The sequence below is a fragment of the Micromonospora sp. CNZ299 genome, from assembly GCF_002754415.1.
The window spans coordinates 2,926,334-2,953,015 of the sequence record NZ_PEFG01000001.1; the positions used below are offsets into that span (position 1 = coordinate 2,926,334).

Below are 26,682 nucleotides of genomic sequence, written 5' to 3' on the forward strand. Positions count from 1 at the left end.
CATCCCTTCCTGAGGAGCGCCGATGGCGACCGACCTGACCGCGCCGCGTACCGTCGCCCGACCCGACGTCGCGTCGATCCAGCGGCGTACCCTGCGGCTGCTCTTCACCACCCAGATCATCGGCGGGATCGGTGTGACCATCGGCATCGCCGTGGGCGCGCTGCTCGCGGCACGGATCGCCGGGACCGCGGTGGCCGGTGTCGCGCAGAGCGCCGGGGTGGTCGGCGCCGCGCTGCTCGCCGTCCCGGTCACCCGGATCATGGCGCGGCACGGTCGCCGGCCGGGCCTGGTGCTGGCGTACGCGATCGGTGCCGTCGGCGGCGTGCTGGTGGTGCTGGCCGCGGCCACCCGCTGGGTGCCGCTGCTCTTCCTCGGCATGCTGCTCTTCGGCGGTGGCACCGCCGCGAACCTCCAGGCCCGCTACACCGCTGTGGACCTCGCGGAGCCGGCCCGTCGAGGCCGGCAGCTCTCCCTCATCGTCTGGGCCACCACCATCGGTGCGGTGGCCGCGCCGAACTTCGCCGCGCTGGCCGACCGGGTCACCACCGGTTGGGGGCTGCCTCCGCTGGCCGGCCCGTTCGCGTTCAGCGCGGCGGCGTTCGTGCTGGCTGCCGTCGTACTCCTCGGGTTGCTCCGGCCCGACCCGCTGCTCACCGCGCGCAGGCTCGCGGCGGCCGACGCACCGACCGCCGGCCCGCCGCTGGCAGCCGACGCGCCGGCGACCGCCGTGGCGGCCGAGGCGCCGGCGGCTGGCGCTGGTGTGACGCCGGCCACCGCGCCGGTCAAGGTGCGCGCGCCGCGTGCCGCCGGGATGCGGACGGCCTGGTCGGTGGTACGAGGGCGGCCCGCGGCCCGGCTCGGCATCGCCGCCGTGGCGGTGGGTCACCTGGTGATGGTGGCGGTGATGGCGATGACCCCGGTCCGGCTCGGCGAGTCGCACGCCGACGCCGACGTGCTGCGGCTGGTCGGCATCGTGCTGAGTCTGCACATCGCGGGCATGTACGCGTTCTCCCCGGTGGTGGGTTGGCTCACCGACCGGTTCGGCCGGCGGGCGGTGATCCTCGGTGGGGTCGGTCTGCTGTTGGCCGCATGTGCGGTCGCCGGCACCGCCGGGCACCACACACCCCGGCTGTCGGTGGGTCTGGTCCTGCTCGGGCTGGGCTGGTCGGGGACGATGGTGGCCGGTTCGACGTTGCTGTCCGAGTCGGTGCCGGCCGGTGTGCGGCCGAGCGTCCAGGGGTTCTCCGACCTGATCATGGGATTGGCCGGGGCCGCCGCCGCCGTGGTGAGCGGGTTTGTCATGCAGTTCGCCGGTTATCCGGTGCTCACCCTGCTCGCGGCGGTCGCCGCGGTGCCCCTGGTGGCGCTAGCGTTGCGCCCGGTGCCGACCGGGGCACCGGACGAGGAGGGCTGATCACTGTGCGGCTGACCGACTTCTGGACGCGGCTGGATGAGGCGTTCGGGCCCGGCTACGCGGCCAGCATCGCCCGCGACCAGGTGCTGTCCCAGCTCGGCGGACGGACCATCGAACAGGCACTGGCGTCGGGGGAGCAGACGCACGTGGTGTGGCGGGCGGTCTGTGCCGCGTATCCCGATCGAGTGCCCGCCCGACTACGCTGAGCAGCCTTTTCGCCCTTCCGCGTGTCGCTTGCCGAGTCGTACACCTGTTCGGCTACTGTCCACAGCTGGGTGCTCGTCCACAGCTCGCGGCCCGTCGGCTGGTTTTCTGTCGGACCTAGCGCCTAGCGTGTCCGCGTGACGCGAAGCTCAGCAAAGACGCCGGCGAAGGCAGGGGTGGCAAACATGGCAGCAGGGCCTGACCGGGAGAAGGCACTCGACCTTGCTCTCGCTCAGATTGACAAGCAATTCGGCAAGGGCTCGGTGATGCGGCTGGGTGACCGGCCGGTCGTCCAGACCGCAATCATTCCGACCGGCTCCATCGCGCTCGACGTGGCCCTCGGCATCGGTGGCCTGCCGCGCGGCCGGGTGGTCGAGATCTATGGTCCTGAGTCCAGCGGTAAGACCACGGTGGCGCTGCACTCGGTGGCCAGCGCGCAGCGGCTCGGCGGCATCGCCGCCTTCATCGACGCCGAGCACGCGCTCGACCCGGAGTACGCGAAGGCCCTCGGGGTCGACACCGACGCGATGCTCGTCTCCCAGCCGGACACCGGTGAGCAGGCGTTGGAGATCGCGGACATGCTGATCCGCTCCGGCGCGATCGACATCATCGTGATCGACTCGGTGGCGGCCCTGGTGCCGCGCGCCGAGATCGAGGGCGAGATGGGCGACAGCCACGTGGGCCTCCAGGCCCGGCTGATGAGCCAGGCACTCCGGAAGATCACCGGTGTGCTCAGCAACACCGGCACCACGGCGATCTTCATCAACCAGCTGCGGGAAAAGATCGGCGTCATGTTCGGCAGCCCGGAGACCACCACCGGTGGTCGGGCGCTGAAGTTCTACGCCTCGGTCCGGCTCGACGTGCGACGCATCGAGAGCCTCAAGGACGGCACCGACGTGGTCGGCAACCGCACCCGGGTCAAGGTCGTGAAGAACAAGGTCGCCGCACCGTTCAAGCAGGCCGAGTTCGACATCATGTACGGCAAGGGCATCTCGCGTGAGGGCTCGCTGATCGACGTCGGCGTGGAGCAGGCGATCATCCGCAAGTCCGGAGCGTGGTACACGTACGACGGCGACCAGCTCGGCCAGGGCAAGGAAAAGGCTCGGGAGTTCCTGAAGGAAAACCCGGACGTGGCCGCCGAGATCGAGAAGAAGATCCTGGAGAAGCTCGGCGTCGGGGTCGGCGCGGGTGACGCCGCCGGTGGCCCGGAGCTGCCGCCGGTCGACTTCTGATCGGTCGCTGACCCATGGCAGGACGACGCGCCCGTACGGGGCGGGGCTGGGATGCCAGTCCGCCTCGTACGGGCGATGCCAGTGACCCACCCCGTCCTCGACGGGGCCGCCAGGCCGAGCCGCAGGCGGACAAACCGGCGTCCCCACCCCGCGACGAGTCGGAGATGGCCCGCGAGATCTGTCTGCGCCAGCTCGCCGTCCGGCCACGCACCCGGGCCGAGCTGGCCGGAGCGTTGGCCAAGCGGGGCATCTCCGAGCAGGTGTCGGCCGAGGTGCTCGACCGCTATGACGAGGTCGGCATCATCGACGACGCCGCGTTCGCCCGAGCCTGGGTGTCCAGTCGGCACACCGGGCGAGGCCTGGCTCGCCGGGCGCTCGCCAACGAGCTGCGCCGCAAGGGTGTGGACGGCGAGGTGGCCACCGAGGCGCTCGGTGAGCTGGACGAGGAGACCGAGGCCGACACCGCCCGCACCCTCGTGGAGCGCAAGCTGCGCACCGCCCGAGGTGAGCCCGACGCGGTCTTCCGTCGGCTGGTGGGCATGCTGGCCCGCAAGGGCTACCCGCCTGGCGTGGCGATCCGGGCAGTGAAGGACGCGCTGGCCGCGCAGAGCGCCGAGGCGGCCGAGTTCGCCGAGCAGATCGACGCCGACGCGCTCGCCGACGCCGAGGGTGAGCTGGACCGGGACAACCGTCCGGTCGACTGAGAGTCGCGCTGGGTGCTGTGGGGTGGTCCGATGTTGAAGGCGTGTCTGAACGGTGGGCGCAACAGTGACGCCCACCCTGCGGTGCCGGTCACCCCGGCGGAGTTGGCCGCCGACGCGGCCCGTTGCGCCTCGCTCGGCGTCGCGGCTGTGCACGTCCATCCCCGAGACGCGTCCGGTGTCGAGTCGCTGCGCCCAGAGGTCATCGCCGACGCGCTCACCGCGATCCGCGCCGCCCGGCCGGGGCTGCCGGTGGGGGTGAGCACCGGAGCGTGGATCGAGCCGGATCCGGCCGCCCGGGTGGCCGCCGTCCGAGCCTGGGCGGTGCTGCCCGACTTCGCCTCGGTCAACGCGCACGAGGCCGGCGCCGAGGCCGTCGCCGCTGCCCTGCACGAGCGGGGTGTGCTCGTCGAGGTGGGGCTCTGGACGCTCGACGCCGTCGAGGCGTACCGGTCCTGGCGGGTGCCGGTCGGGCGGATCCTCGTCGAGTGCATGGCGGAGGAGGCGCCGGTCGCGGTGGCCGACGCGGCGCGGATACTCGCGGCGCTGCCGTCGTTGACGGGGGCGCCCACCGGATCGCCGTCAGCGGCACGCTCGCCGCAGGGCGCGGTGGCTCCACCGGTGCTGCTGCACGCCGAGGGCCCGGCCACCTGGGCGGTGCTCGCCGAGGCGGTCAGCCGTGGGCTGCACACCCGCATCGGGCTGGAGGACACGCTCCTGCTGCCCGACGGCACGCCGGCACCCGGCAACGCCGCGCTCGTCACCGCCGCGCTGGCCGTCGGCGCTCGCTGAGCTGAGATTCCCACCAGCCCGGGCGTTCGGGTCAGCAGGGTCGCTGGTGTCACAAAAGTCGGCTCGACGCGGGGCGATGCCGTCGCTGATCAGGCACGACATCCGGATCAGCGCCAGTGACTCGCCGTGTTTGTCCCGTCGTGTCCGACACGGCATCAGCTCGGAGTGACACCGCAACTTCGCTCCGTTCGGGGGGTTTGATCATGAGTCCTTGACCAGAACACCCCCGGCGACCTAGCCTCGCCATACAGGCTCACATTGCCCGACCATTGCAGGCTAAGCGCACAACATAGATCGCGTAACAAGACAGCATCACTTTGGCCGACTCCGCGGCCTTTGGCGGCAACTCCGGACAGGCCGTTCCGGAACGCCGCGACAACTGCACCCGGTCGCCGACGTTGCCCGCGGGCACCGCCGGCGGAGAGAGCTACCCACGGCCAGCCGCTCCGGTCGGGCGTCCACAGCCGCAGGAGTGTGCCCCGGCACGGTCGCTGCGGTCTCGACCTTAGGGGAGGCGGCCATGGCGGGGCGGCGGCACAGGTTCACCGGTAGACCCGACGGGGTCCCGGCATGAACGCCTTCGACGTCGTGCTCCTCGCGGCCGTCCTCGTCCTCGCGGTGGTGGTGATCGGGGCCGTGCTGGTGGGCATCCGGACACTGCGCCGGATGGGCGCCGCGCCGGCTCCGGAGGATCCCGCCTTCATCGCCGAGAAGGACCGTCAGGAGCAGTCCCTCGCTGCCCTGCGGACCGCGGCCGACGAGGTGAACAGCACGATCGACGTGGCGAAGTCCGCCGCTGCGGCGGCCCGTACCGAGGCGGCGGCGGCGAAGGCCGAGGCGAAGGCGGCCCGCGCCGAGGCACGCCGGGTCCTCGACGACGCCCGCGCCGAGGCGGACACCGTTCTGGAGCGCGCCCACAAGCAGGCCGAGGCGGACGCCGAGCAGTTGCGGACGGCAGCCCGGCGCAGCGGTGAGCGGGAGGTCGCGGTGCTCGCCGCCACCACCCGGGAGCAGGCCGCGGAGGTGGAGCGCCGGGCCGCCCGGATGGACGAGCGGGAGCGGATGCACACCGAGGAGGTGGAGCGGTTCGCCGAGCGGGAGCGGCAGCTCACCGCGGCGAAGGCCGCCCTCGCGGCCCGGGAGTCCGCGCTCGCCCAGCGGGAGGCCGAGCTGACCGAGTCGGAGGAGCTGCGTCGCCGGGAGCTGGAACGGATCGCCGGGCTCACCGCCGACTCGGCGCGACTGGAGCTGGTCGAGGCGATCGAGACGTCTGCCAAGCGGGAGGCGGCGCTGCTCGTGCGGGACATCGAGTCCGACGCGCGCAACACCGCCGAGCAGCGGGCCCGACACATCGTGGTGGACGCCATCCAGCGGGTCGCCAGCGAGCAGACCGCGGAGAGCGTCGTCAGCGTCCTGCACCTGCCCGGTGACGAGATGAAGGGGCGGATCATCGGCCGGGAGGGGCGCAACATCCGCGCCTTCGAGTCGGTGACCGGCGTCAACCTGATCATCGACGACACCCCCGAGGCGGTGCTGCTCTCCTGCTTCGACCCGGTCCGCCGGGAGGTGGGTCGGCTGACGCTGGAGAAGCTGGTGCTGGACGGGCGGATCCACCCGCACCGGATCGAGGAGGTCTACGACCTGGCCCGGCAGGAGGTGGAGCAGCTCTGCCACCGCGCCGCCGAGGACGCCCTGGTCGAGGTCGGCATCACCGAGATCCACCCGGAGTTGGTGACCCTGCTCGGCCGCCTGCGCTACCGCACCTCGTACGGGCAGAACGTGCTCAAGCACCTGGTCGAGACCGCGCACATCGCCGGCATCATGGCCGCCGAGCTGCGACTGGACGTGCCCATCATCAAACGGTCGGCGTTCCTGCACGACATCGGCAAGGCGCTCACCCACGAGGTGGAGGGCAGCCACGCCATCATCGGCGCGGACCTGGCCCGCAAGTACGGCGAGCACGAGGACGTGGTGCACGCCATCGAGGCGCACCACAACGAGGTGCCCCCGCAGACCATCGAGGCCGTCCTCACCCAGGCCTCCGACGCCTGCTCCGGCGGTCGGCCGGGCGCGCGTCGGGAGAGTCTTGAGGCGTACGTCAAGCGCCTGGAGCGGATCGAGGAGATCGCGGCCGGCAAGCTCGGCGTGGACAAGGTCTTCGCCATGCAGGCCGGCCGGGAGATCCGGGTGATGGTCAAGCCGGACGACGTGGACGACATCGGGGCGGCAGTGCTGGCCCGGGACGTGGCCAAGCAGATCGAGGAGGAGCTGACCTACCCGGGTCAGATCCGGGTCACCGTGGTCCGCGAGTCCCGGGTCACCGAGATCGCCCGTTGATGTCTCGACAAGGGGCGGCGGGGCGAGACCTGGGGTGAAGTCTCAGCTGTAACGGCATCGGCATGATCAGCATAGTTCTACATTCTTGTGTCTCATTGCGTCGAAAGCGTCGCAAGAGGGACGGGAGGCACTATGCGTAGAAGGTCAGTTCGTAGCCTGGTCAGCACCGGATTCGTTCTGGCGGCGATCAGCTCGGGCATCGTCGTAGCGGAAAGCACACGACTGACATGCACAGCTCGTACCTAAGCGGCGCAGGAAATGACCTGTGGTCACATCCCTGCGCCGCTCCGGCAGATACCAACGCCCGGTCCTGAGGGGACCGGAAACAGGACCAACTGGTCACACCATCCGGGCGGCGTCTTCGCCCGCGTCCTGTGCGGGTAGCACCTTTGCCGCCGTCCGTGGAGTCCGGGCCATCCGCTTCTGCAACCACCAGGCCAGGGCGGACAGCGCACCGCAGATGGCGATGTAGATCGCTCCGACGACCAGGTAGGTCGGCACGTACGGCAGGCCGAACGGCAATCGGCCGCCAATCTGCTTACCCACGAAGAGCAACTCGGGGTAGGTGATGATGAAGCCCAGCGCGGTGTCCTTGAGCAGCACGACGAGCTGGCTGACGATCGCCGGAAGCATCGCCCGGACCGCCTGCGGCAGCAGGATCAGCCGTAGCACCTGGTTCTTGCGCAGACCGACCGCGTACGCCCCCTCGGTCTGCCCGTACGGGACCGCGTTGATGCCGGCCCGGAAGATCTCCGCGAGCACCGAGCCGTTGTAGAGCACCAGCCCGATGACCAACGCCCAGAGCTTGTCGATCGACCAGCCGTACTGCAGCGGCACGTAGTACCCGAAGAAGATCAGAATCAGCAGTGGAATCGCCCGGAACAGCTCCACCACGAAGGTGGCCGGGGTGCGCAGAACCCACTTGTCGCTCAGTCGGGCGCTGGCAAAGACCGCCCCGAAGAGCAGTGCCAGGATCGCAGCGATGCCGGCAGCCTTGAGCGTGGCCCACAGTCCGCCCAGCAGCTCGCGCTGCACCGACGCGTACTGCAGTTGCTCCCACTTACGGGACTCGAACTGGCCGGTGTCGGCGAACTTGTAGCCGATGTAGGCGAGCAGGGCGATGATGCCGGCGGTGGAGGCCACGCCCAGGATCGCGTTACGCCGTTTGGCACGGGGCCCGGGCAGGTCGTAGAGGATCGACGCCTGGCTCAACTCAGCCACCTCTCGTTCGCGACTGCGGGGGTCGCAAGCTCACTCACCGGGCGATCCTCCACTTGCGCTCCAGGAACCGCTGCAGGGTCACGAGCGGCAGGATCAGGATCAGGAAGCCGATGGTGATCCAGAGCAGGACGGCGAACTGTGGCTCGCCCCGCTCAGCCATGTACGCGGGGATCGCGCCGGCCTCCAGGACCGAGAAACCGGCGGCGATGGTGGTGTTCTTCAGCATCGCGATGAACACGCTCATCATCGGCGGGACCATCGCCCGCAGCGCCTGCGGTAGCACGATGAGCGTGAGTACCTGACCGAAGGTCATGCCCAGCGCGCGGGCCGCCTCGGCCTGGCCGGCGGCGACCGTGTTGACGCCGGAGCGGATCACCTCGCACACGAACGCCGAGGTGTAGACCGTCAGCGCGATGGCGGCGCTGGCGAAATAGTCGATGTTGACGTCCAGCTTCGGCACCGCGAACACGAGGAACGCGAAGACCAGCGTCAGAGGGGTGTTGCGCACCAGGTTGACGTATGTGGCGCCGAACGCCCGCAGCGCCGGCACGGGGGAGACCCGCATCGCGCCGAGCAGCGTGCCGAGGACGAGGCTGCCGACCGCGGCGATCAGGAAAAGTTTGACGGTGTTGGTGAACCCGTCAACGAACAGTTGCCCGTTGTCCGTCAGTACGCGGAAGAACTCGCCCATGCCTCGCTCTCAGTCCTCGGACGAGCGCCGGACGGGGACGAGCCCCGCCCGGCGCCGTAACTCGTGTCGAGCCGGTCGGTCAGTACCGCTCGAGGGTCGGCGGGGTGCCCGCCGAGCCGGACTTGCCGAGCGTTCCGTCGTAGATCTTCTGCCAGGTGCCGTTGCCGAACGACGCCTCGATCTGGTTGTTGACGTAATCGCGCAGCGCCTTGTCGTCCTTCGGCAGGCCGATGCCGTACTTCTCGGTGCTGAACGGCTGGCCGACCACCTTGAGCTCGGTCGGGCTCTGCGCCGCGTAGCCCTTGAGGATGGCGTCGTCGGTGGTGACGGCGTCGACCTTCTTGTCGAGCAGCTGCGAGACGCACTCCGAGTAGGTCTTGAACTCGACGATGTTGTTCGCCTCGGTCAGTCCCTCGTCCCGGATCTTCTGGATTGGGGTCGAGCCGGTGGCCGAGCAGACCTTCTTGCCCTTGAGGCTGTCCTTGCCCGTGATCGACGTCTCGTCCTTGCGGACCAGCAGGTCCTGGCCGGCGACGAAGTACGGACCGGCGAAGGAGATGTCGTTCTTGCGCTTGTCCGTGATCGAGTAGGTGCCGACGTAGTAGTCGACCTCACCACCCTTGATCGCGGTCTCCCGGTTGGCCGACGCGATCTCCTTGTACTCGATCTTCGCCGGGTCGATGCCCAGCGTGCTCGCCACGTACTGGGCGATCTCGATGTCGAAGCCGCACCGCTTGCCCTGGGCGTCCTTGTAGCCGAGGTTCGGCTGGTCGAACTTGACGCCGACCGAGACCTTGCCCGCCGTCTTGATCTTCTCGAAGGTCGGGCTGCCGGCGACAGCGGCGTCCGTCTTCGGGGTGAAGGTCGCACCGGAGGCCTGGCAGGTGTCGGACTGGGCGCCACCGGAGGCGCTTCCGCCCGCGCTCGGGGTCGGCTCGCCCTCCTTGCCGCAGGCCGCGGCCGACAGGGCGAGGGAGGCCATCATGGCGACCGCCGCCACGCGCTTCATACGCATACTTTTCTCCTTCTTCAACGGAGCCCACCAAGGTTCGGCATGCTCCACTACGGACGCCTAGTGCGTGAGGATCTTGGAGAGGAAGTCCTTGGCCCGGTCGCTGCGCGGGTTCTCGAAGAACTCGGCCGGGGACGCGTCCTCGACGAGCTTGCCGTCGGCCATGAAGATGACCCGGTTCGCCGCGTGCCGGGCGAAGCCCATCTCGTGCGTGACCACGACCATCGTCATGCCGTCGCTGGCCAGCGAGGTCATCACGTCGAGCACCTCGCCGACCATCTCCGGGTCCAGCGCGCTGGTCGGCTCGTCGAAGAGCATCGCCTTGGGCTGCATGGCCAGCGCCCGGGCGATGGCCGCCCGCTGCTGCTGACCGCCGGAGAGCTGGGCGGGGAACTTGTCCGCCTGGTTGGCGATGCCGACCCGGTCGAGGAGTGCCAGGCCGCGCTCGCGGGCGGCGGTCGGCTTCTCCTTGCGGACCTTGATCGGGCCGAGGGTGACGTTCTCCAGGATGGTCTTGTGCGCGAAGAGGTTGAAGGACTGGAAGACCATCCCCACCTCGCTGCGCAGCTTCGCGAGGGGCTTGCCCTCGGCCGGAAGCGGCTGGCCGTCGAAGGTGATGGTGCCGGAATTGATCGGCTCCAGTCGGTTGATGGCGCGGCACAGCGTCGACTTGCCGGAGCCGGACGGGCCGATCACCACGACCACCTCGCCCCGACCCACCGACAGCGAGACGTCGTCCAGCACGTGCAGCGGCCCGAACCACTTGTTGACCGCGTCCAGCACGATGAGCGGTTCGCCCGTCGTCACGTCGTCCACCGTCCCCTGTCATCTCCCGGATCGGGGTCGGTTGACCCCCGGTGCGGCCACTGTAGGCGGCCTGATGTGGCGGAATGCAACTCAGCGGGTCACGGAGCGGTAACACCGGCCATGATCGGCCTCGGTCGTCCGATTCTGGTCACCGTAAGGGCCACAACGGTGGCGATCGTGGCGCCTTGTCGCGATCATGGGTGGATGACCGAACCGGTACGGCTGACCCGTTACGCCCGCGGCGGCGGCTGCGCCTGCAAGATCCCGCCGGGCGAGCTGGAGATCATGGTGGCCGGTCTCGGCCCGGCAACCGGCACCGCCGAGTTGCTGGTCGGGCTGGATCACGGCGACGACGCGGCGGTGGTGCGCCTGGACGAGCGGACCGGCCTGGTCAGCACCGCCGACTTCTTCACCCCGGTGGTCGACGACGCGTACGACTGGGGTCGGATCGCCGCGGCCAACGCGCTCTCCGACGTGTACGCGATGGGCGGCACCCCGCTGATCGCGCTCAACCTGCTCTGCTGGCCGCGCGACGTGCTGCCGATGGAGTTGGCCGGCGAGGTCCTGCGCGGGGGGCAGGACGTCGCACGGGAGGCCGGCTGCCACCTGGCGGGTGGGCACAGCGTGGACGACGACGGCCCGAAGTACGGCCTCGCGGTCACCGGCACGGTCCGGCCGGACGAGCTCATCACTCTGGACGCCGGGCGGGCTGGGATGCCGTTGTCCCTGACGAAGCCCCTCGGGGTCGGTGTGCTGAACACCCGGCACAAGACCACCGGCGAGAGCTTTCCGGAGGCGGTGGCCACGATGAGCGCCCTCAACCGGGACGCCGCCCGCGCGGCGGTCGCCGCCGGCATCCGCTGTGGCACCGACGTGACCGGGTTCGGGTTGCTCGGGCACGCCTCGAAACTGGCCCGGGCCAGCCAGGTCACCGTGGCCATCGACACGGCCCGGGTGCCCTACCTGGCGGGGGCGCGGGAGGCGCTGCGCGACGGCCACGTCAGTGGCGGCAGCCGGCGCAACCTGGAGTGGGTGACCCCGTGGACCGATTTCGGAGCGGCTGGCGAGGGCGAACGGCTGCTGCTGGCCGACGCGCAGACCTCCGGCGGCCTGCTGGTGGCCGGAGAGGTGCCCGGCGCGCCAGTGGTGGGCGAGCTGCTGCCCCGGGGCGAGCACCTCGTCGTCCTGCGCTGACCCAACCCGGCCGGCACATCGTTCGACCTGCGGTTGTGGTCGTCGGACACGCGGCTGCGATGGTGCGGATCGGGCACCATACCCGATAAACTGTCACCTTCCCGCTACTCCGAGCAATGCTGCTCAGGGAAATTTTGCCCGGAATGGTCACAGACCGGTAACTTGCCCCCGGCTGGGGTCAAATGCCCCCCACCATCGTGTGTAAGGCCCGATTCGGAGGCCGGTGGGGACGAACGCAGCGAGGAGGCGGAATGACCGAGCTGTGGAACTGGAGAATCGACGGGGCTCAACCCGTGGAGGTCTACCCGGCGCTGGCCGAGGCGCTTGGCCGGGTGGTGATGCCGCTGGCGGTGGCCGACCCGGCCCGGTTGCCGGCGTACGCGGTGGTGTGTGACGTCTGGCAGGCGCCGGGCGAGTTCGCGACGGTGGTGGACTGCTACGGGGTGCCCGATCAGCTCCCCGAGCACGCCAGCATCGCCGCGCTCGCACGACTGCTGGGCCGCAACTGCCTGTTGCGCGACGACACGCTCGACGCGGGCCGGCACCTGCTCGTGGCTCCGGACGGCACGGTCCGTCCGGTGCATTTCGACGTGCGGGACACCGACGACGGTGAGGTGCTCAGCAGGTGGCGGCTCTGCACGCTGGGCGACCCGGGCTGCCGGGGCTGGTCGCAGTGTCACCGCTCACGTTGGGCGCCCGACACGGTCGCCCCGGCGCTCGCCGCGGCCTGACCCTCTCCAGGGTCAGGTCCCGGTCGGCCGGGGTGCCGCGCCGGTCCGTCAGACAGGGCTGGCGTTCAGTGGGAGGCGGTGGCCTGCCGGTCCGGGGTGCCCGAGCCGGCACCCCGCACCACCAACTGGTCGAGCAGGGTGCGGGTCGCCTCGGCCACGGTGGCCACCGCGGCGTCGAACGCGGCGGCGTTGTGCGCGGCGGGCGCCCGGAAGCCAGAGATCTTCCGGACGTACTGCAACGCCGCCGCCTCGACGTCCGCGTCGGTCACCTGCGGGGTGAACGGCTCACGCAAGGTCTTGATGCTCCGGCACATGTGCGCTCCTCTCGGGTTGCCACTCGTGGTGCCGATGGCTGTACCGACGGTGACACTGGGTCGATATTTGTCTATCCTGGTCACGGACCAGAGCCTTTCGAGCCATTCTCGCCGCTCGCGCCACCAGCGCCCCGGGCCCCCGGAGACTCATTGTGGACCATGCCACCACCCGCTCACCCCGTCCCGACCCAGATGACCTCGCACGCAGCCTGCACACCCCGTTGGATCGGATCGCCGTCGAGCACGCCGATCTGATCGAGGCGATCCGCAGGCGCGTCGTCGCGGGCCAATCGGTGCCGTCCGGCAGCGTGCCCGTCGCCGCCTTCAACTCGTCCATCTGAGCGATGGTCTGCCGGTGCGGTGCGCCCGGAGCGGGCGGATCCTGCCGGCCGATCAGCCAGTTCGTGCTGAAGGTGCACAGTCGGTGCGACCTCAGCTGCGACCACTGCTACGTCTACCAGCACGCCGACCAGACCTGGCGGGGCCGACCGGTGCGGATGCCACCGGCGACGGTCCGCGCCGCCGCACGGCGCATCGCCGAGCACGCCCGCGAGCACGAGGTGTCGGACGTGCACGTGGTGCTGCACGGCGGTGAGCCGCTGCTGCTGGGTGCCGCCGGGCTGCGCGAGGTGCTGGCCGAGCTGCAGGCGGCGATCACCCCGTGGACGCGGCTCGACCTGCGCATGCAGACCAACGGGGTGCTGCTCGACGAGGAGCTGTGCCAACTGCTCGTCGACTACGACGTGCGGGTCGGTGTGTCGTTCGACGGCGACCGTGCCGCCAACGACCGCCACCGGGTCTTCGCCCACGGCGGCAGCAGCCACGACCAGGTCCGGCGGGCCCTGGCCCTGCTCCGGCGACCGGCGTACCGCAGCAGCTACGCCGGCATCCTCTGCACTGTCGACGTCCGCAACGATCCCGACCGGGTCTACGAGGCGCTGCTGGCCGAGAGGCCGCCCCGGGTCGACCTGCTGCTGCCCCACGCCACCTGGGACCACCCACCGGAGCGTCCCGGTCCCGGCTCCACCCCGTACGCGGACTGGCTGGGGCGGATCCACCGGCGGTGGGTGGACGACGGGCGCCCCGGGTCGATCCGGCTGTTCGAGGCGCTGATGCCCGGTGGCGGCGGCACCGAGGCGTTCGGCGTCGCGCCGGCCGACGTGCTGGTGGTCGAGGCCGACGGCACCTGGGAGCAGGTCGACTCGCTGAAGACGGCATACCATGGCGCGGCCGGCACCGGGTTCGACGTGTTCGACCACTCGGTGGACGAGGCCGCCCGGCATCCCGGGGTGGCCATCCGACAGGACGGCGTGCAGGGGCTCTGTGCCACCTGCCGGGCCTGCCCGGTGGTCGACCGGTGCGGCGGTGGCCTGTACGCCCACCGCTGGCGCACCGGCTCCGGCTTCGACAACCCCTCGGTCTACTGCGCCGACCTGCTCAGCCTGATCGACACTGTGGACGCCTACCCGGCGCCCCGCCACGCCGCGCCGAGCCTGTGGTCCGCCGCCTCTCCGGTCGACGACCTGCTGGACGACCTGGCGACCGGGCACGGGTCGCCGCAGACCGTCAGACGACTCGCCGACGACCAGTTGGCCATCACCCGGATGCTGTTGGCGGCCTGTCGGGAGTTGTCCGACAGCGCGGCCGCCTGGGAGGTGCTCGCCGACCTTGAGCTGAAGGCGCCGGAGGCGGTCCGAGCGGTCCTGGAGCACCCCTTCGTCCGCCCGTGGCTGGTGCACCGCCTCGACCCGTCAGCCCGGTCCGGCGCCCGCGCGGCTGCCGACCCCCTGCCGGCCCTCGCCGTCGCCGCGGCCGTCCGGGTGGGCGTCCCCGTCACTGTGGACGTCCCGGTGCGGGCCGACGCGATCACGGTGCCCACGCTCGGCAGCCTGCTGCTGCCCGGCCTGGGGGAGCACGCCGAGGTGACCGTCCTGCCCGGTGGGTTCCGGGTTCGGGGCGGGTCGGCGGACCGGACCGTCCTCCTCGACACGGTCGAGCCGTCGGCCGGCTGGCGACCGGTGCGCGACGTGCCGACGCCGGCTGGTCGGCTGTCCATCGAGGACGGCGACCCGTACCGGGACTGCTACGGCCAGCCGGTGGCATCGCGCCTGGACACCCCGGCCGCACAGGCGTTGGGCCGTACCCTGGTCGAGGCCTGGCAGATCGTGTGCCGGGACGTGCCGGCGCACGCGGCGGCGCTCGACGGCGGTCTGCGCGCCGTCGTGCCGCTGGCACCCGACCCGGCGCGACCACTGCGCAGCGCGACCGCCCGGCACGCGTTCGGTGCGGTCGCCGTCACCCCCCATCCGGACCCGGAGACGATGGCGGTGCTGCTCGTGCACGAGTGGCAGCACGCGAAACTCGGTGCCGTGCTCGACCGGTACGACCTGGTGGCACCCGGGCACAGCCCCCGGATCACGGTGCCGTGGCGCCCCGACCCGCGGCCACCCGAGGGGGTCCTCCAGGGGGTGTACGCCCACCTGGCCGTCACCCAGGTGTGGCGGGCCCGGGCAGCGACCGACGGCGGGGAAGCGTCGGCCCACGCCGCCCGTTACCTGGCGTGGACCCGGGACGGCGCCGACGCGCTGCTGGCCAGCCGGTCGCTCACCGCGGCCGGTGAGCGGTTCGTCGGTCAGCTGCGCCACGCCCTGGAGGAGACCGGTGTCGGGTCCCGATGAACGGCATCCGCCCGCCCTGGGCCGTCCCCACCTCGCCGACGATCTGCGAGCGCTGGGCGTACGCCCGGGTGTGTGCCTCCTGGTGCACTGCGGTCTGCGCCGGGTGGGCCCGCTGGAGCACGGCCCCGCGACCCTCGCCGGCGCCCTGCGGGACGTCCTCGGCCCGGCCGGCACGCTGCTGGTGCCCACCCAGACCGACGGCAACTCGACCACCTCCCGGGCCCACCTGGCGGCCGTCGCCGGGATGGAACGGGCGCAACGCGAGCGGTACGAGGCGGCGCTGCCGGGCTGGGACCGTCAGACCACGCCCTCGCAGCGGATGGGCGTGCTCGCCGAGTACGTCCGCTGTGCCCCCGGTGCGGTGCGCAGTGACCATCCGCAGACCTCGTTCGCCGCGCTCGGCCCTCGGGCCCGGCAGCTCACCGACGGCCACGACCTCACCTGCCACCTGGGAGAACGCTCACCGGTGGGTGGCCTGTACGCAGCCGACGGGCAGATCCTGCTGCTCGGCCTCGGTTACGAGGCGTGCAGCGCCCTGCACCTGGCCGAGTACCGGCTGCCGGTGCCGACGCCGGAGCGCGACTACCGCTGTTTCCGGCTCGTCGACGGCCGCCGCGTACGCCTCGACTTCCGCGGGCTCGACCTGGACGACCGCGACTTTCCCCGGGTGGGTGCCGCGCTCGACGGCACACCGATCGTCCGGCACGGGCGGGTCGGGCGGGCCCAGGCTCGCCTGCTGCCGGCGCGAGCCGCCGTGGACTTCGCGGTCGGCTGGTTCGCCGCGAATCGCCTGGCGGCGCAGCGTTGACGCGGGGACTACGCTGATGTTCCGGCCGCGTGGGGAGGGCGGAGGGGTGAGCACAGTGGACGCACCCTCCAGACTGCGCGCCCCGCTCTTCTTCATCAGCTATTCCCGGGCCCCGGTCGGCCGCGCCACCGGCAAACCCGCCGAGTACGTCTCCCGGTTCTTCGAGGACCTCTCCGTCCACGTCAGTGAATTGGTCGGCCCGGTGACCGGAGTGGACGCCGGCTTTCTGGACAGCTCCATCGCCGGCGGTGAACGGTGGAGCCCGGAGCTCCTCCAGGCCGCCGGCACCTGCCAGGTCTTCGTCCCGCTGGTGTCCAGCGCGCTGCTCGGCAGTGACTGGTGCGGCCGGGAGTGGGATGCGTTCTCCCGCCGGACGATCGTCCCGCGGCACAGCTCCGCCTCGCCCCACGAGACGGCCATCGTGCCGGTCACCTGGTCGCCGACGAACGGCACGGCGCTGCCCCGGGTGCTCCGCGACATCCAACGGTTCACCCCGACCGCCGTGCCGGATCCCGACATCGCGGTGCACTACCAGCGGGATGGGGTCTATGGGTTGCTGACCATGCAGTGGGAGAACGCGTACCGGGCGGTGGTCTGGCGGCTCGCCCAGCGGATCGTGGCGATCCACCGGTCGTACGTGGTGCAGCCCTGGGTGCCGGCGAGCGTGGACGAGCTGTGCAACCGGTTCACCGAGGAGCCGGGATGAGCCCGCCGACGGACCGGCGTCGACCGGCAGCGCGCGGGACGTACTTCTTCCTCAGCTACGCCCACTCGGCGCCCCCGCCGGGCGCCCGCGCCGACGCCGACGTCTGGGTCGGCCAGTTCTTCGCCGACCTGTCCGACGAGGTGCGGCGCCAGGCGCGACCGGTGGCGGGGATGCGGATCGGCTTCTTCGACCAGCACATCCCGTTGGGCGCCGACTGGAAGGCGGCTCTCGCGGAGGCGCTGGGCGACGCCGAGGTCTTCGTTCCGCTCTACTCGCCCGGCTACTTCAGTCGCCCGTGGGCGTTGGGGGAGCAGGAGTCCTTCCGGGCCCGGCTGGCCGCCGCCGGGTCGGCCCGGCTGACCGCCGGCCACCTCACCCCGGTGCTGTGGATCCCGTTTCCACCGTGGGAGACGCACCCGGAGCTGGACGGCGCCCTGGACCTGGGCCGGGACGTCCCGGCGTACGCCGAGGACGGCCTGCGGGCGTTCTGCATGCTGGCCTCCTACCGTGCACAGTACGAGCTTCTGCTGAGCCGCCTGGCCAGCCGGATCGTGCACACCGCCGAGCGGCGACCGCTGGGCCCGTCCCGCGCGCCGGGCCTCGACGAGGTCGTCCGCCCGGGGCCGACCGACCCGGACTTCGTCGTCGCCGTCCTGGCGCCGACCCGGGACCATCTGCCGACCGACCGCGACCCCGCCGGCTACGCGGCCAGCGGCCGGCTGTGGCGACCGTACGGGCGCCGCCAGGAGCTGCCCGCCGCCGAATACGCGGCCAGCACCGCCGAGCGACTCGGGCTGTCCGCCCGCACGGCGGACTTCGCGCAGGCCGCCGGGCTGCTCGATCGCCGACCGGCCGTGCTGCTTGTCGACCCGTGGATCGCGGCCTCGCCGGACGCCGCCGCGATCCTCACCGGCATGCTGCACGGCCTGCGGGAGTGGGTGGTTCCACTGGTGGTCACCGACGACGACGACACCCAGGACGCCAGCCGATGGGCGACCGAGGTGACGCAACTGCTGCACGACGCCGGCCTGCCCCAGGTCAAGCGGGCGTGCAGCATGCCGGAGTTCGTCGACCTGATGCCGGCGCTGGTCACCGAGGCTCGCCGTCAGTTCCTCAAGTACGGCCCGGTGGTTCCCTTCGAACCGCCGCCGGAGCCGGTGCCGAGCCTGCGTGACGGCCTGCCGCCGGCCGGCTCGACCGTCACCCCCGATCCCGCGTCCACGCCTGACGATCCGGCCCCATTGCGTCCCCACGGAGAAAACCGATGAACAACGATCGCGAAGGCCAGGTCGTCACCTTCTACTCGTTCAAGGGTGGGACGGGCCGGACGATGGCGTTGGCCAATGTGGCCTGGATCCTCGCGGCCAGCGGCCGGCGGGTGCTCGTCGCCGACTGGGACCTCGAGTCACCCGGCCTGCACCGCTTCTTCCACCCGTTCCTCGACGCCGAGGCGATCCAGGGCACCAGCGGTGTGATCGACATGATCCGCGACTACGAGTGGGAGACCACCCGGGTCGACGACCGGCCGGACCGCTGGATGGAGCAGTACGCCCGGGTCGGGCGGCACGCCTTCTCGCTGCGCTGGAACTTCCCCGACGGCGGGGGTCTGGACTTCCTCTCCGCGGGCCGGCAGAACAGCGACTACGCCGTCTCGGTGAGCGGGCTGGACTGGGACAACTTCTACAACCGGCTGGGCGGTGCGCAGTTCTTCGAAGCGCTGCGGGCGGACATGAAGCGCCAGTACGACTTCACCCTGATCGACAGCCGGACAGGGTTGAGCGACGTCGCCGACATCTGCACCCTGCACCTTCCGGACACGCTGGTCGACTGTTTCACGCTCAGCGACCAGGGCATCGACGGGGCGGCCCGGGTGGCGCACTCGGTACGCGACAGGTACCGGCGGCGTGACATCCGGGTCCTGCCGGTGCCGATGCGGGTCGACCAGGCCGAGAAGGAGCGGGCCGAGGCGGGTCGTCTGCTGGCCATGCGGCGGTTCGCCGGGTTGCCGGCGGGCATGACCGAGGCCGAACGGCGGCGCTACTGGGCTGCCGTCGAGGTCCCGTACCGGCCGTTCTACGCGTACGAGGAGACACTGGCGACGTTCGGGGACCCGCCCGGCTCGCCCACGTCGCTGCTGGCCGCGTTCGAGACGTTGACGGGGATCCTCACCGACGGCGCGGTGACCGCGCTGCCGCTGATGGACGAGTCGGTGCGGGAGCGGGGCAAGGCCCGTTTCCGTCGACGCACCGAGGCGATCGACGACCAGATCGTGCTCCGGTGTGCGCCGGAGGACGCCATCTGGGCCGAGTGGCTGGAGCGGGTGCTCAGTTCGGCGGGGTTGCGGGTGGTGGAGCCCATGGCCGCCGTCGGGTCCGCGGGCACGCCCGCGCCGCGCACGCTGACGGTGGTCTCGCCGGCCTACGTGGCGACGCCGTCCGGCGGTCTGCCGGACCGGGACACCAGCACCGGTTCCACGGCGCTCGCCGTGTATGTCGCCGACCTGCGCCCGCTGGCGGAGTTCCCGTCCCAGAGTTCCACCAACCTGGTCAATGTGAGCGCGGCGACCGCCGTGGAGCGGGTGTTGCGGCTGGTCGGCCGGCCGGTGCCGTCGTCGGCGGACGGCCCGGCGGGCGGGAGCACCCGTTTTCCCGGCACCGAACCGTTGATCTTCAACGCCCCCAACCGGAACGCCCGGTTCACCGGCCGGGAGGACGACCTGGCCCAGCTGCGCGCGCAACTGCAGAGCGGAGGCAGCGCGGTGGTCCTGCCGGTCGCCCTCCAGGGCATGGGCGGCGTCGGAAAGACACAGGTGGCACTGGAGTACGTGCACCGGTTCAAGACCGCCTACGACGTGGTCTGGTGGATCGTGGCGGACCCGCCGCAGTTCGTCGACACCGCCCTGGCCGACCTCGCCAGCCGCCTCGGCATCCTCGCCGGGCCGACCGTGCCCGACACTGTCCGGTCCGTGTTGCAGGTGCTGGGCCGGGGCGAGCCGTACGAGCGGTGGCTCGTCGTGCTCGACAACGCCGAGGAGCTCGACCAGATCGAGCCCTTCCTGCCCCAGGGCCCCGGGCACGTCCTGCTGACCTCGCGCAACCGCGCCTGGGGTGACCGGGCGAACCCGATCCAGGTGGACGTCTTCAACCGCACCGAGAGCGTCGCGCACCTCGCCCAGCGGGTGCCCACCATCAGCGCCGAGGAGGCCGACCGGGTGGCCGAGGCGCTCGGCGACCTGCCGATCGCGGTGGCGGCGGCTGGCGCGTGGCTCGCGGACACCGGCACGTCGGTCGCCGACTACCTGCGGCAGATCGAGCGGCACGGCCCCAGCGCGCTCTCCGTCGAGGCGACCTGGGACCTGTCGCTGAACCGGCTGCTCGACCAGGCACCCGCCGCGTACCGGCTGTTGCAGCTCTGCTCGGTGCTGGCCCCGGAGATCGCACTGGAGCTGATCTACAGCGACGAGATGGCGGCGGCCCTCGTGCCGTTCGACCCGTCGGTGTCGGAACGGCTCGTCCGTGGTGCGCTGGTCCAGCAGATCAACCGACTCGCCCTGCTCAAACTCGATGTCCAGGGCGGCCGGGTCCAGGTGCACCGGTTGTTGCAGGCGGTCGTACGCGACCGGATGACCGACGACGAGATCGACGCGGCCCGACACCAGGTGCACCTGGTGCTGGCGGCGTCCCGGCCCCGCGGTGACGTGGACGACCCGACCACCTGGCCCCGGCTGCGGATGCTCTGGCCGCACCTGGAGGTCTCCGAGGCGTTGAACTGCCCCGACGAGTCGGTGTGTCAGCTGCTCATCGACCGGGTCCGCTACCTGTGGCAGCGCGGCGGTCTGGACCAGGCCGACGGGTTCAGCCAGGAGGTGGACGAGACCTGGTCCGCCCGGCTCGGCGACACGCACGAAGAGGTGGAGGCGTCCGCGCTGGGTCGACAGTTGCTGCACCTGCGCTTCAACCGGGCGAACATCCTGCGCAGCCTGGGCCGCTTCGACGAGGCCCGGGACCTGGACGAGGCGGTGCTGGCCGAGCAACGCCGGCTGCTCGGCCCGATGCACCCGCACAGTCTGATGACCGCCGGCAGCCTCGGCGGTGACCTGCGCGCGCTCGGCCGGTACGCCGAGGCGCTGGAACGGGACCGGTCCACGTACGCCTCCTGGCTCCAGGTGTTCGGCGAGGACCACCCCCGGACGTTGAGCGCGGCCAACAACCTCGCCGTCTCCTACCGGCTGGTCGGCGACTACCGGTCCGCCCGCAGGTGGGACGACGAGGTGCACCAGCGGCGGCGGCTGGTGCTCGGCCCCACCCACCCGTACACCCTGGTCTCCGCCGTGCGTCTGGGCAGCGACCTGCGGGAAGCCGGTGAGTACGAGAGGTCGGTCACCCTGCTGCGCACCGTCTACGACACGTACTGCGAGGTGCTCGGGCCGGACGACGGTCAGAGTCTCGCCGCGCAGGTCAACCTGGCGGTGTCCCTGCGCAGCGCCGGTCGGGGAGCCGAGGCCGCGCCGATGTTCGAGACGGCCTACCGCGAGCTCGACGAACGCTTCGGGCCGGACAACCCGGACACGGTGGCGTCCCGGTCGAGCCGCGCGGCGAACCTGCTGGCCGTCGGCGACGCGGCCAGGGCGTTCACGGAGATGACCGCCGTGAGCCAGGCGTACGAGGAACAGCTGCGCCTCGGCGCGGAGCACCCGCACACGCTGGCGACGCTGAGCAACATCTCCGCTGCTGAGCGCGCGCTCGGGCGCAGGTCGGACGCCCGTGCGTCGGCGGCCCGGGCCTCCGGCGAGCTGCGCAAGGTGCTCGGCCCCGACCACCCGCACACCCTTGCCGCGGACGTGAACCACGCGGTGTGCCTCGCCGAGGAGGGGGAGTGGGACTCGGCGCGGGAGCGACTGCGGGAGACCGCCGGTCGCCTGGCCACGGTGATCGGCGCGGATCACCCCGACACGCTGCGCTGCCTCGGTGATCTCTCCCTGGTGTCGAGGCGGGCCGGTGGCGAGGCCCCCGCCGAGGACGTCGGCGCGGTGGCGGACCGGCTGGCCGAGGTGATCGGCCCGGAGCATCCGACGGTGCAGACCCTGCGTGAGCGACGGTTCGTCGTCCGGGTGATCGACCCGCACACGATCTGACCGGGGTTGGTCCGGCGGGGTGGTTCAGGTCCGCCTCGCCGGGCCGAGCACTGAACGACTGTCGGTCAGACCCGCGGGGTGGTCGCGAGGTCCGGCGTGGCCAGCCAGGTGAGGGTCTGCGGCAGGATCTCCACAGCGCCGAAGTGCGCGGCGCCGGGCTGCACCTGGACCTCGGCCCGCGAGATCCGCGAGGCGAGCCAGTGGGAGTGCTCCACCGGCGAGAAGCGGTCCTGCTCGCCGTGCCAGAGCCGGACCTCCGCGCGGATGGCGCTCAGGTCGAACCCCCAGCCACGCCGTATCGCCAGCACGTCGTCGATCCAGCCCTCGGGGCCGTGCCGCAACGCCTCGGAGTACATGTCGGTCAGCAGCCGGCGGATCGCGACGTCGTCGACGACCCGGATGTCCTCGTCGGGCAACTGGGGGCGCAGGAAGTCCAGCAGCGTCATCGGGTCCCGCCGGGCCTCCTCCGCGCGGACCTTCAGGTTGAGCGTGAGCTCGGCCAGGTCCTCGTCGGCCTGCCCGTAGTCCTCCACGTTCGACTCGGCCATCCCGGCGTACCAGTCCAGGTCGGGTGCGCCGGCCGGGGCGAGCCCCACCAGCACCGCGGCCCGGGTGACCCGGTCCGGCAGCAACGCCGCGCAGGCCAGAGCGTGTGGACCGCCACCGGACCGGCCCACCACCGCGAACCGCTCGATGCCGAGGTCGTCGGCGATCGCCGCCACGTCGGCGGCGGCGTCGGCGACCCGCCGACCCTCGTGCCGATCGGAGTCGCCGTAACCGGGCCGGTCGTAACAGACGAGGTGCACGCCGAGGCGGTAGACGACGATGCCCCGGGGCCGGGGGCCGCTGCGACTCCCAGGGGTGCCGTGCAGCAGGAAGACCGCAGGACCGTCCGGCGAGCCGGAGGTCTCCACCGCGAGGTGCCGCCCGTCCGGGGTGGTGACGGTGCGCTGTGCCGCATCTTGTCGCGTCACGGTTGGCCTCCCGCGGGTCGTCATGTGCTCCCCCGTGAATGGAGCCGCGCATTGTCGGCGCTGAGTGCAAAGCCCCCGAAACCGCCCAGAACACATTCTTGTTGTGCAGCGTACTGCCCGTCGTGGATGCCCGCTATGGGCCGCCGGGTCAATGCCGGTGGGTTGGGGCCGCCGAACGGGCCGCTACCCTGGTAGCCCGAGGGGAAGGGGCACCAAGAGGGTGGCTAGGACCTACAACGTCGTGACGTACGGCTGCCAGATGAACGTGCACGACTCTGAGCGCATCTCCGGCCTGCTCGAACAGGCCGGCTACGTGCGCGCGGTGCCCGCCGACGACACCCCGGACATCGTCGTCTTCAACACCTGCGCCGTCCGGGAGAACGCCGACAACCGGCTCTACGGCAACCTCGGTCGGCTGCGTCCGGTGAAGGACAAGCACCCCGGGATGCAGATCGCGGTCGGCGGCTGCCTGGCCCAGAAGGACCGGGGCGAGATCGTCCGCAAGGCGCCCTGGGTGGACGTGGTCTTCGGCACTCACAACATCGGCTCGCTGCCGGTGCTGCTGGAGCGGGCCCGGCACAACGCCGCCGCCGAGGTGGAGATCCTGGAGTCCCTCGACGTCTTCCCCTCCACGCTGCCCACCCGCCGCGAGTCCACGTACGCCGGGTGGGTGTCGATCTCGGTGGGCTGCAACAACACCTGCACGTTCTGCATCGTGCCCGCGCTGCGCGGCAAGGAGAAGGACCGCCGTCCCGGCGACATCCTCTCCGAGGTGCGCGCGCTGGTCGACGAGGGCGTGCTGGAGGTGACCCTGCTCGGGCAGAACGTCAACTCCTACGGGGTGGAGTTCGGCGACCGGTACGCGTTCGGCAAGCTGCTGCGGGCCTGCGGTGACATCGACGGGTTGGAGCGGGTCCGGTTCACCAGCCCGCACCCGAAGGACTTCACCGACGACGTGATCGCCGCGATGGCCGAGACGCCGAACGTCTGCCACTCGCTGCACATGCCGTTGCAGTCCGGCTCCGACGACGTGCTCCGGGCGATGCGCCGGTCCTACCGCTCCGAGCGCTACCTGGGGATCATCGAGAAGGTCCGGGCGGCGATGCCGGACGCGGCGATCACCACCGACATCATCGTCGGCTTCCCGGGTGAGACCGAGGCCGACTTCCAGCGCACCCTGGACGTGGTCCGCGAGGCCCGGTTCTCCTCGGCCTTCACCTTCCAGTACTCGAAGCGTCCCGGCACCCCCGCCGCGACCATGGACGACCAGTTGCCCAAGCAGGTCGTGCAGGAGCGCTACGAGCGGCTGATCGAAACCGTCGAGGAGATCACCTGGGCGGAGAACAAGCGCCTGGTGGGCGAGACCGTCGAGGTGCTGGTCGCGGTCGGCGAGGGCCGCAAGGACGAGCGCACCGGCCGGATGTCCGGTCGGGCCCGCGACGGCCGGCTCGTGCACTTCGCGACCGACACCGCGGACGGGGAGTCGCTGGCCGACCAGATCCGCCCGGGTGACATCGTGCACACCACGATCACGTACGCCGCGCCGCACCACCTCAACGCCGACGGCGCGCCGGTGGCGCACCGGCGGACCCGGGCTGGCGACGCGGCCGAGGCGGGGCGCTCCCCGCGTACCCCCGGGGTGTTGCTCGGTCTGCCCACGATCGGCGCACCGCCGGTCGCTGCCGCACCGACTGCCGGCTGCGCCACCCACTGAGCGCGCGAGGGCCCCTTGTCGGCGCGACGACAAGGGGCCCTCGTTCAGACCGTGATCCGACCGGTGCCGGCGGACGGCCGACGCGGGGGCCGCCGACCGTCCCGACAACTCAGCAGCTGGCGCCGTTGAGCTTCACCGTGCCCGGCGCGCTGGCGGTGCCGTTGGCGGTGAAGCCCACGGTGACCGACCCGCCCGCCGACAGCGACGGGGCGTGCCCCGGCGCGGCCGCGGTGACCGTCGTGCCGGACTGGGAGACCGTGGCGTTCCAGCCACTGCCCAACGTCACCCCGGACGGCCAGGTCCAGGTGACCGACCACGGGTTCACCGCGGCGGAGCCGGTGTTCTTCACGGTCACCTCACCCTGGAAGCCGCCCTGCCAGGCGTTGACCTGCCGGTAACTCGCAGTGCAGGCGCCGGTGGGCGGGTCCGTCGGTCCGTCGGGCGGTGGGGTGGTGGTGCCGCCACCGGTCGGCGCGATCAGGTACGGCTGGAGGATCGCCTGCTTGGTGGTGTTGACGTTCGTCCAGTCGTCCAGCGCGATGCCGCCGGTGTCACCCGAGTTCGGGTTCCACGACCAGTAGGTGAAGGACATCCCGGTCACCCCGGTGCCGGTGTAGGCCATCACCTTCTCCAGCCACACCCTGTCCTTCGGGTCCGCCAGGGTGCTGCCGAACTCACCCATCATGATCGGCGCGATGTTCTGCTTGTAGAGGTAACCCCAGTACTTGTCCCAGATGGCCGGCATGTTCGCCGGGTAGTCCGGGGCGTCGAACCAGCTCTGCCGGTAGACCGAGGTGGCGTACTCGTGCGGCGAGTAGACCAGCCGGTTCGCCACGTTCAGCCGTACCGGGAACTGACCGGCCTTGGACAGGTTGCCACCCCACCAACCACAGTCCTCGTCGTTGCTGGTGTCGCCGTCCCACACGTTGGAGAGGCCACCGCTGGGGCAGCTCACCCCCTCCACGAAGATCAACCAGTTGGGTTGGACGCCGAGGATCGCGTTACCGGCCCGCTCGGCGGCGAGCCGCCAGTCCCGGGTGGTGTCGCCGCAACCCCAGCACGCGCCGGTGGCCGCCGGGTTGGTGCCCTCGGCGTGCGGCTCGTTGTGCAGGTCCGCGCCGATCACCGTGGGGTTGCCCGCGTACCGCTGGGCCAGCATCTTCCAGTCGTTGATCCAGGTCGCCTCGGAGACCGTCGGCGTGTACCACAGCGGCGACTGCCCGGCCGCCGTCGGCCGGTGCCGGTCCAGGATGATCCGCATCCCCTTGCTGCCGGCGTAGTCGATCACCTTGTCCAGGATCTGCAACGGCGACAACCCGACCAGATCCGGGTTGACGAAGTCGTTGACCCCGCTGGCGGTCGCGCCCGGCTTCAGCGCGTCGTTCGAGTACGGCACCCGCAACGTGTTGTAACCCAGCCGAGCCATCGTGTCGAGCTGCCCCCGCCACGGGTTGTTCGACCACAGCCCGTGGAAGGTCTTGTTGTCGGTCTCCATGCCGAACCAGTTGATACCGGTCAACCGGACCGTGGCGCCGGTGCTGTCCACGATCTGATTGCCGCTGGTGTGCAGGTAACCGGTGCCGGTACCACCCGGCGCGGCAACCGCTGGACCGGTGCTGACCGCGACGGCGACGAGCGCGCCAGCCGCGGCGGTGGCGAGCGCGGCCAGTGCGCCGCCGAAAGAGGTGGGACGGTGCATGCGAGCTCCACTTCGGATGCCCGACGCCGCCGTCGGCGGCGCGGGCGGAAGACCGGGGGAGGCCGTCCGCCCGTCACGCTCCCTCAGGAGTACGCGCACAGCGCGGAACGACCCATGTCACGCGGACGTGGTCACTCGCGTAACGCACACCGACGATCCCCGACGACGTCGTACCGCCGTCAGCGCCCTCGCGTCGATGCCCGACCTGGCTCTGTCGCTCATTCTGATCAGCAGTCTTCAATGCGTCAACCAGCCGTCCGGCTGCCCCCGCCCACCGTCCCGCACCCGTGTCCGCGCCCGGCCCCGTGCCCCGCGCCCG

The 26,682-nt window shown here is 71.4% G+C and carries 22 protein-coding genes; 15 read left to right on the top strand and 7 right to left on the bottom strand.

What is annotated here, in order from left to right; genetic code table 11:
- Positions 1-22 precede the first annotated feature (22 nt).
- From CLT68_RS13910 to rny, 6 genes are all read left to right on the top strand, one after another.
- A complete protein-coding gene (locus CLT68_RS13910) occupies positions 23-1,414 on the top strand; it encodes an MFS transporter (RefSeq protein WP_088946755.1) in 1,392 nt (463 codons plus the stop codon).
- A gap of 5 nt (positions 1,415-1,419) precedes the next feature.
- On the top strand, positions 1,420-1,620 hold the full coding sequence (locus CLT68_RS13915; protein ID WP_030489422.1) for a DUF3046 domain-containing protein: 201 nt from the start codon (positions 1,420-1,422) through the stop codon (positions 1,618-1,620).
- 183 nt (positions 1,621-1,803) lie between these two features.
- Complete coding sequence (recA, locus tag CLT68_RS13920; protein ID WP_053656326.1) at positions 1,804-2,850, top strand: recombinase RecA; 1,047 nt, start codon at positions 1,804-1,806, stop codon at positions 2,848-2,850.
- A 14-nt stretch (positions 2,851-2,864) separates the two neighbouring features.
- Positions 2,865-3,554 (top strand): regulatory protein RecX, encoded by a 690-nt coding sequence (locus tag CLT68_RS13925; RefSeq protein ID WP_088946756.1) that lies wholly within the window; start codon positions 2,865-2,867, stop codon positions 3,552-3,554.
- A gap of 30 nt (positions 3,555-3,584) precedes the next feature.
- Positions 3,585-4,343: a 3-keto-5-aminohexanoate cleavage protein gene (locus tag CLT68_RS13930; protein WP_099851347.1), complete on the top strand. Its 759-nt coding sequence runs from the start codon at positions 3,585-3,587 to the stop codon at positions 4,341-4,343.
- 570 nt (positions 4,344-4,913) lie between these two features.
- Complete coding sequence (gene rny / locus CLT68_RS13935; protein WP_099851349.1) at positions 4,914-6,680, top strand: ribonuclease Y; 1,767 nt, start codon at positions 4,914-4,916, stop codon at positions 6,678-6,680.
- 339 nt (positions 6,681-7,019) lie between these two features.
- Here the strand turns inward: rny and CLT68_RS13940 are convergent, their stop codons facing one another.
- The 4 genes from CLT68_RS13940 to CLT68_RS13955 all read right to left on the bottom strand — a co-directional run bounded on the left by CLT68_RS13940 (position 7,020) and on the right by CLT68_RS13955 (position 10,420).
- Entirely contained in the window at positions 7,020-7,892 is an 873-nt protein-coding gene (locus tag CLT68_RS13940) for an amino acid ABC transporter permease (RefSeq protein WP_099857129.1), read from the bottom strand.
- 43 nt (positions 7,893-7,935) lie between these two features.
- Complete coding sequence (locus CLT68_RS13945; RefSeq protein WP_099851350.1) at positions 7,936-8,592, bottom strand: amino acid ABC transporter permease; 657 nt, start codon at positions 8,590-8,592, stop codon at positions 7,936-7,938.
- Positions 8,593-8,671: 79 nt separating this feature from the next.
- Entirely contained in the window at positions 8,672-9,607 is a 936-nt protein-coding gene (locus tag CLT68_RS13950; RefSeq protein ID WP_099851352.1) for a glutamate ABC transporter substrate-binding protein, read from the bottom strand.
- Between the two features lie 57 nt (positions 9,608-9,664).
- Positions 9,665-10,420 carry an amino acid ABC transporter ATP-binding protein gene (locus CLT68_RS13955; RefSeq protein WP_099851354.1) on the bottom strand — a complete coding sequence of 252 codons (756 nt, stop codon included), beginning with the start codon at positions 10,418-10,420 and terminating at the stop codon, positions 9,665-9,667.
- A gap of 195 nt (positions 10,421-10,615) precedes the next feature.
- On the opposite strand from CLT68_RS13955, the gene selD reads away from it, so the two are divergent.
- The gene (selD, locus tag CLT68_RS13960; protein WP_099851356.1) at positions 10,616-11,605 is read left to right on the top strand and encodes a selenide, water dikinase SelD; all 990 of its coding nucleotides are present in this window, start codon (positions 10,616-10,618) and stop codon (positions 11,603-11,605) included.
- A gap of 251 nt (positions 11,606-11,856) precedes the next feature.
- Entirely contained in the window at positions 11,857-12,336 is a 480-nt protein-coding gene (locus CLT68_RS13965) for a hypothetical protein (RefSeq protein ID WP_088946764.1), read from the top strand.
- Positions 12,337-12,401: 65 nt separating this feature from the next.
- On the opposite strand, the gene CLT68_RS13970 is transcribed toward CLT68_RS13965, so the two are convergent.
- Positions 12,402-12,650: a DUF2277 family protein gene (locus CLT68_RS13970; protein ID WP_088946765.1), complete on the bottom strand. Its 249-nt coding sequence runs from the start codon at positions 12,648-12,650 to the stop codon at positions 12,402-12,404.
- A gap of 152 nt (positions 12,651-12,802) precedes the next feature.
- Between CLT68_RS13970 and CLT68_RS32570 the strand changes: the two genes are divergently transcribed.
- From CLT68_RS32570 to fxsT, 6 genes are all read left to right on the top strand, one after another.
- Positions 12,803-12,991 carry a hypothetical protein gene (locus tag CLT68_RS32570; protein WP_143743178.1) on the top strand — a complete coding sequence of 63 codons (189 nt, stop codon included), beginning with the start codon at positions 12,803-12,805 and terminating at the stop codon, positions 12,989-12,991.
- Positions 12,992-13,054: 63 nt separating this feature from the next.
- The gene (locus tag CLT68_RS13975) at positions 13,055-15,328 is read left to right on the top strand and encodes an FxsB family cyclophane-forming radical SAM/SPASM peptide maturase (RefSeq protein ID WP_486482163.1); all 2,274 of its coding nucleotides are present in this window, start codon (positions 13,055-13,057) and stop codon (positions 15,326-15,328) included.
- Complete coding sequence (locus tag CLT68_RS13980; RefSeq protein ID WP_486482164.1) at positions 15,312-16,136, top strand: AAC(3) family N-acetyltransferase; 825 nt, start codon at positions 15,312-15,314, stop codon at positions 16,134-16,136. The genes CLT68_RS13975 and CLT68_RS13980 overlap by 17 nt, the downstream gene beginning before the upstream one ends.
- A gap of 46 nt (positions 16,137-16,182) precedes the next feature.
- Positions 16,183-16,842, top strand: a complete 660-nt coding sequence (locus tag CLT68_RS13985; RefSeq protein ID WP_158240881.1) for a TIR-like protein FxsC — start codon at positions 16,183-16,185, stop codon at positions 16,840-16,842.
- Positions 16,839-18,110, top strand: coding sequence for a TIR-like protein FxsC (locus tag CLT68_RS13990; RefSeq protein ID WP_099851362.1), 1,272 nt, complete (start codon positions 16,839-16,841; stop codon positions 18,108-18,110). Before CLT68_RS13985 ends, CLT68_RS13990 begins: the two co-directional genes overlap by 4 nt.
- Positions 18,107-21,976 (top strand): FxSxx-COOH system tetratricopeptide repeat protein, encoded by a 3,870-nt coding sequence (gene fxsT / locus CLT68_RS13995; RefSeq protein ID WP_099851364.1) that lies wholly within the window; start codon positions 18,107-18,109, stop codon positions 21,974-21,976. The genes CLT68_RS13990 and fxsT overlap by 4 nt, the downstream gene beginning before the upstream one ends.
- Positions 21,977-22,041: 65 nt before the next feature.
- Here fxsT and CLT68_RS14000 read toward each other — a convergent pair whose 3' ends face one another.
- Entirely contained in the window at positions 22,042-22,950 is a 909-nt protein-coding gene (locus CLT68_RS14000) for an alpha/beta fold hydrolase (RefSeq protein WP_486482165.1), read from the bottom strand.
- 220 nt (positions 22,951-23,170) lie between these two features.
- Between CLT68_RS14000 and miaB the strand changes: the two genes are divergently transcribed.
- Complete coding sequence (gene miaB, locus CLT68_RS14005; protein WP_099851368.1) at positions 23,171-24,664, top strand: tRNA (N6-isopentenyl adenosine(37)-C2)-methylthiotransferase MiaB; 1,494 nt, start codon at positions 23,171-23,173, stop codon at positions 24,662-24,664.
- 109 nt (positions 24,665-24,773) lie between these two features.
- Here the strand turns inward: miaB and CLT68_RS14010 are convergent, their stop codons facing one another.
- Positions 24,774-26,363 (bottom strand): cellulase family glycosylhydrolase, encoded by a 1,590-nt coding sequence (locus CLT68_RS14010; RefSeq protein ID WP_099851370.1) that lies wholly within the window; start codon positions 26,361-26,363, stop codon positions 24,774-24,776.
- Between the last annotated feature and the right edge of the window lie 319 nt (positions 26,364-26,682).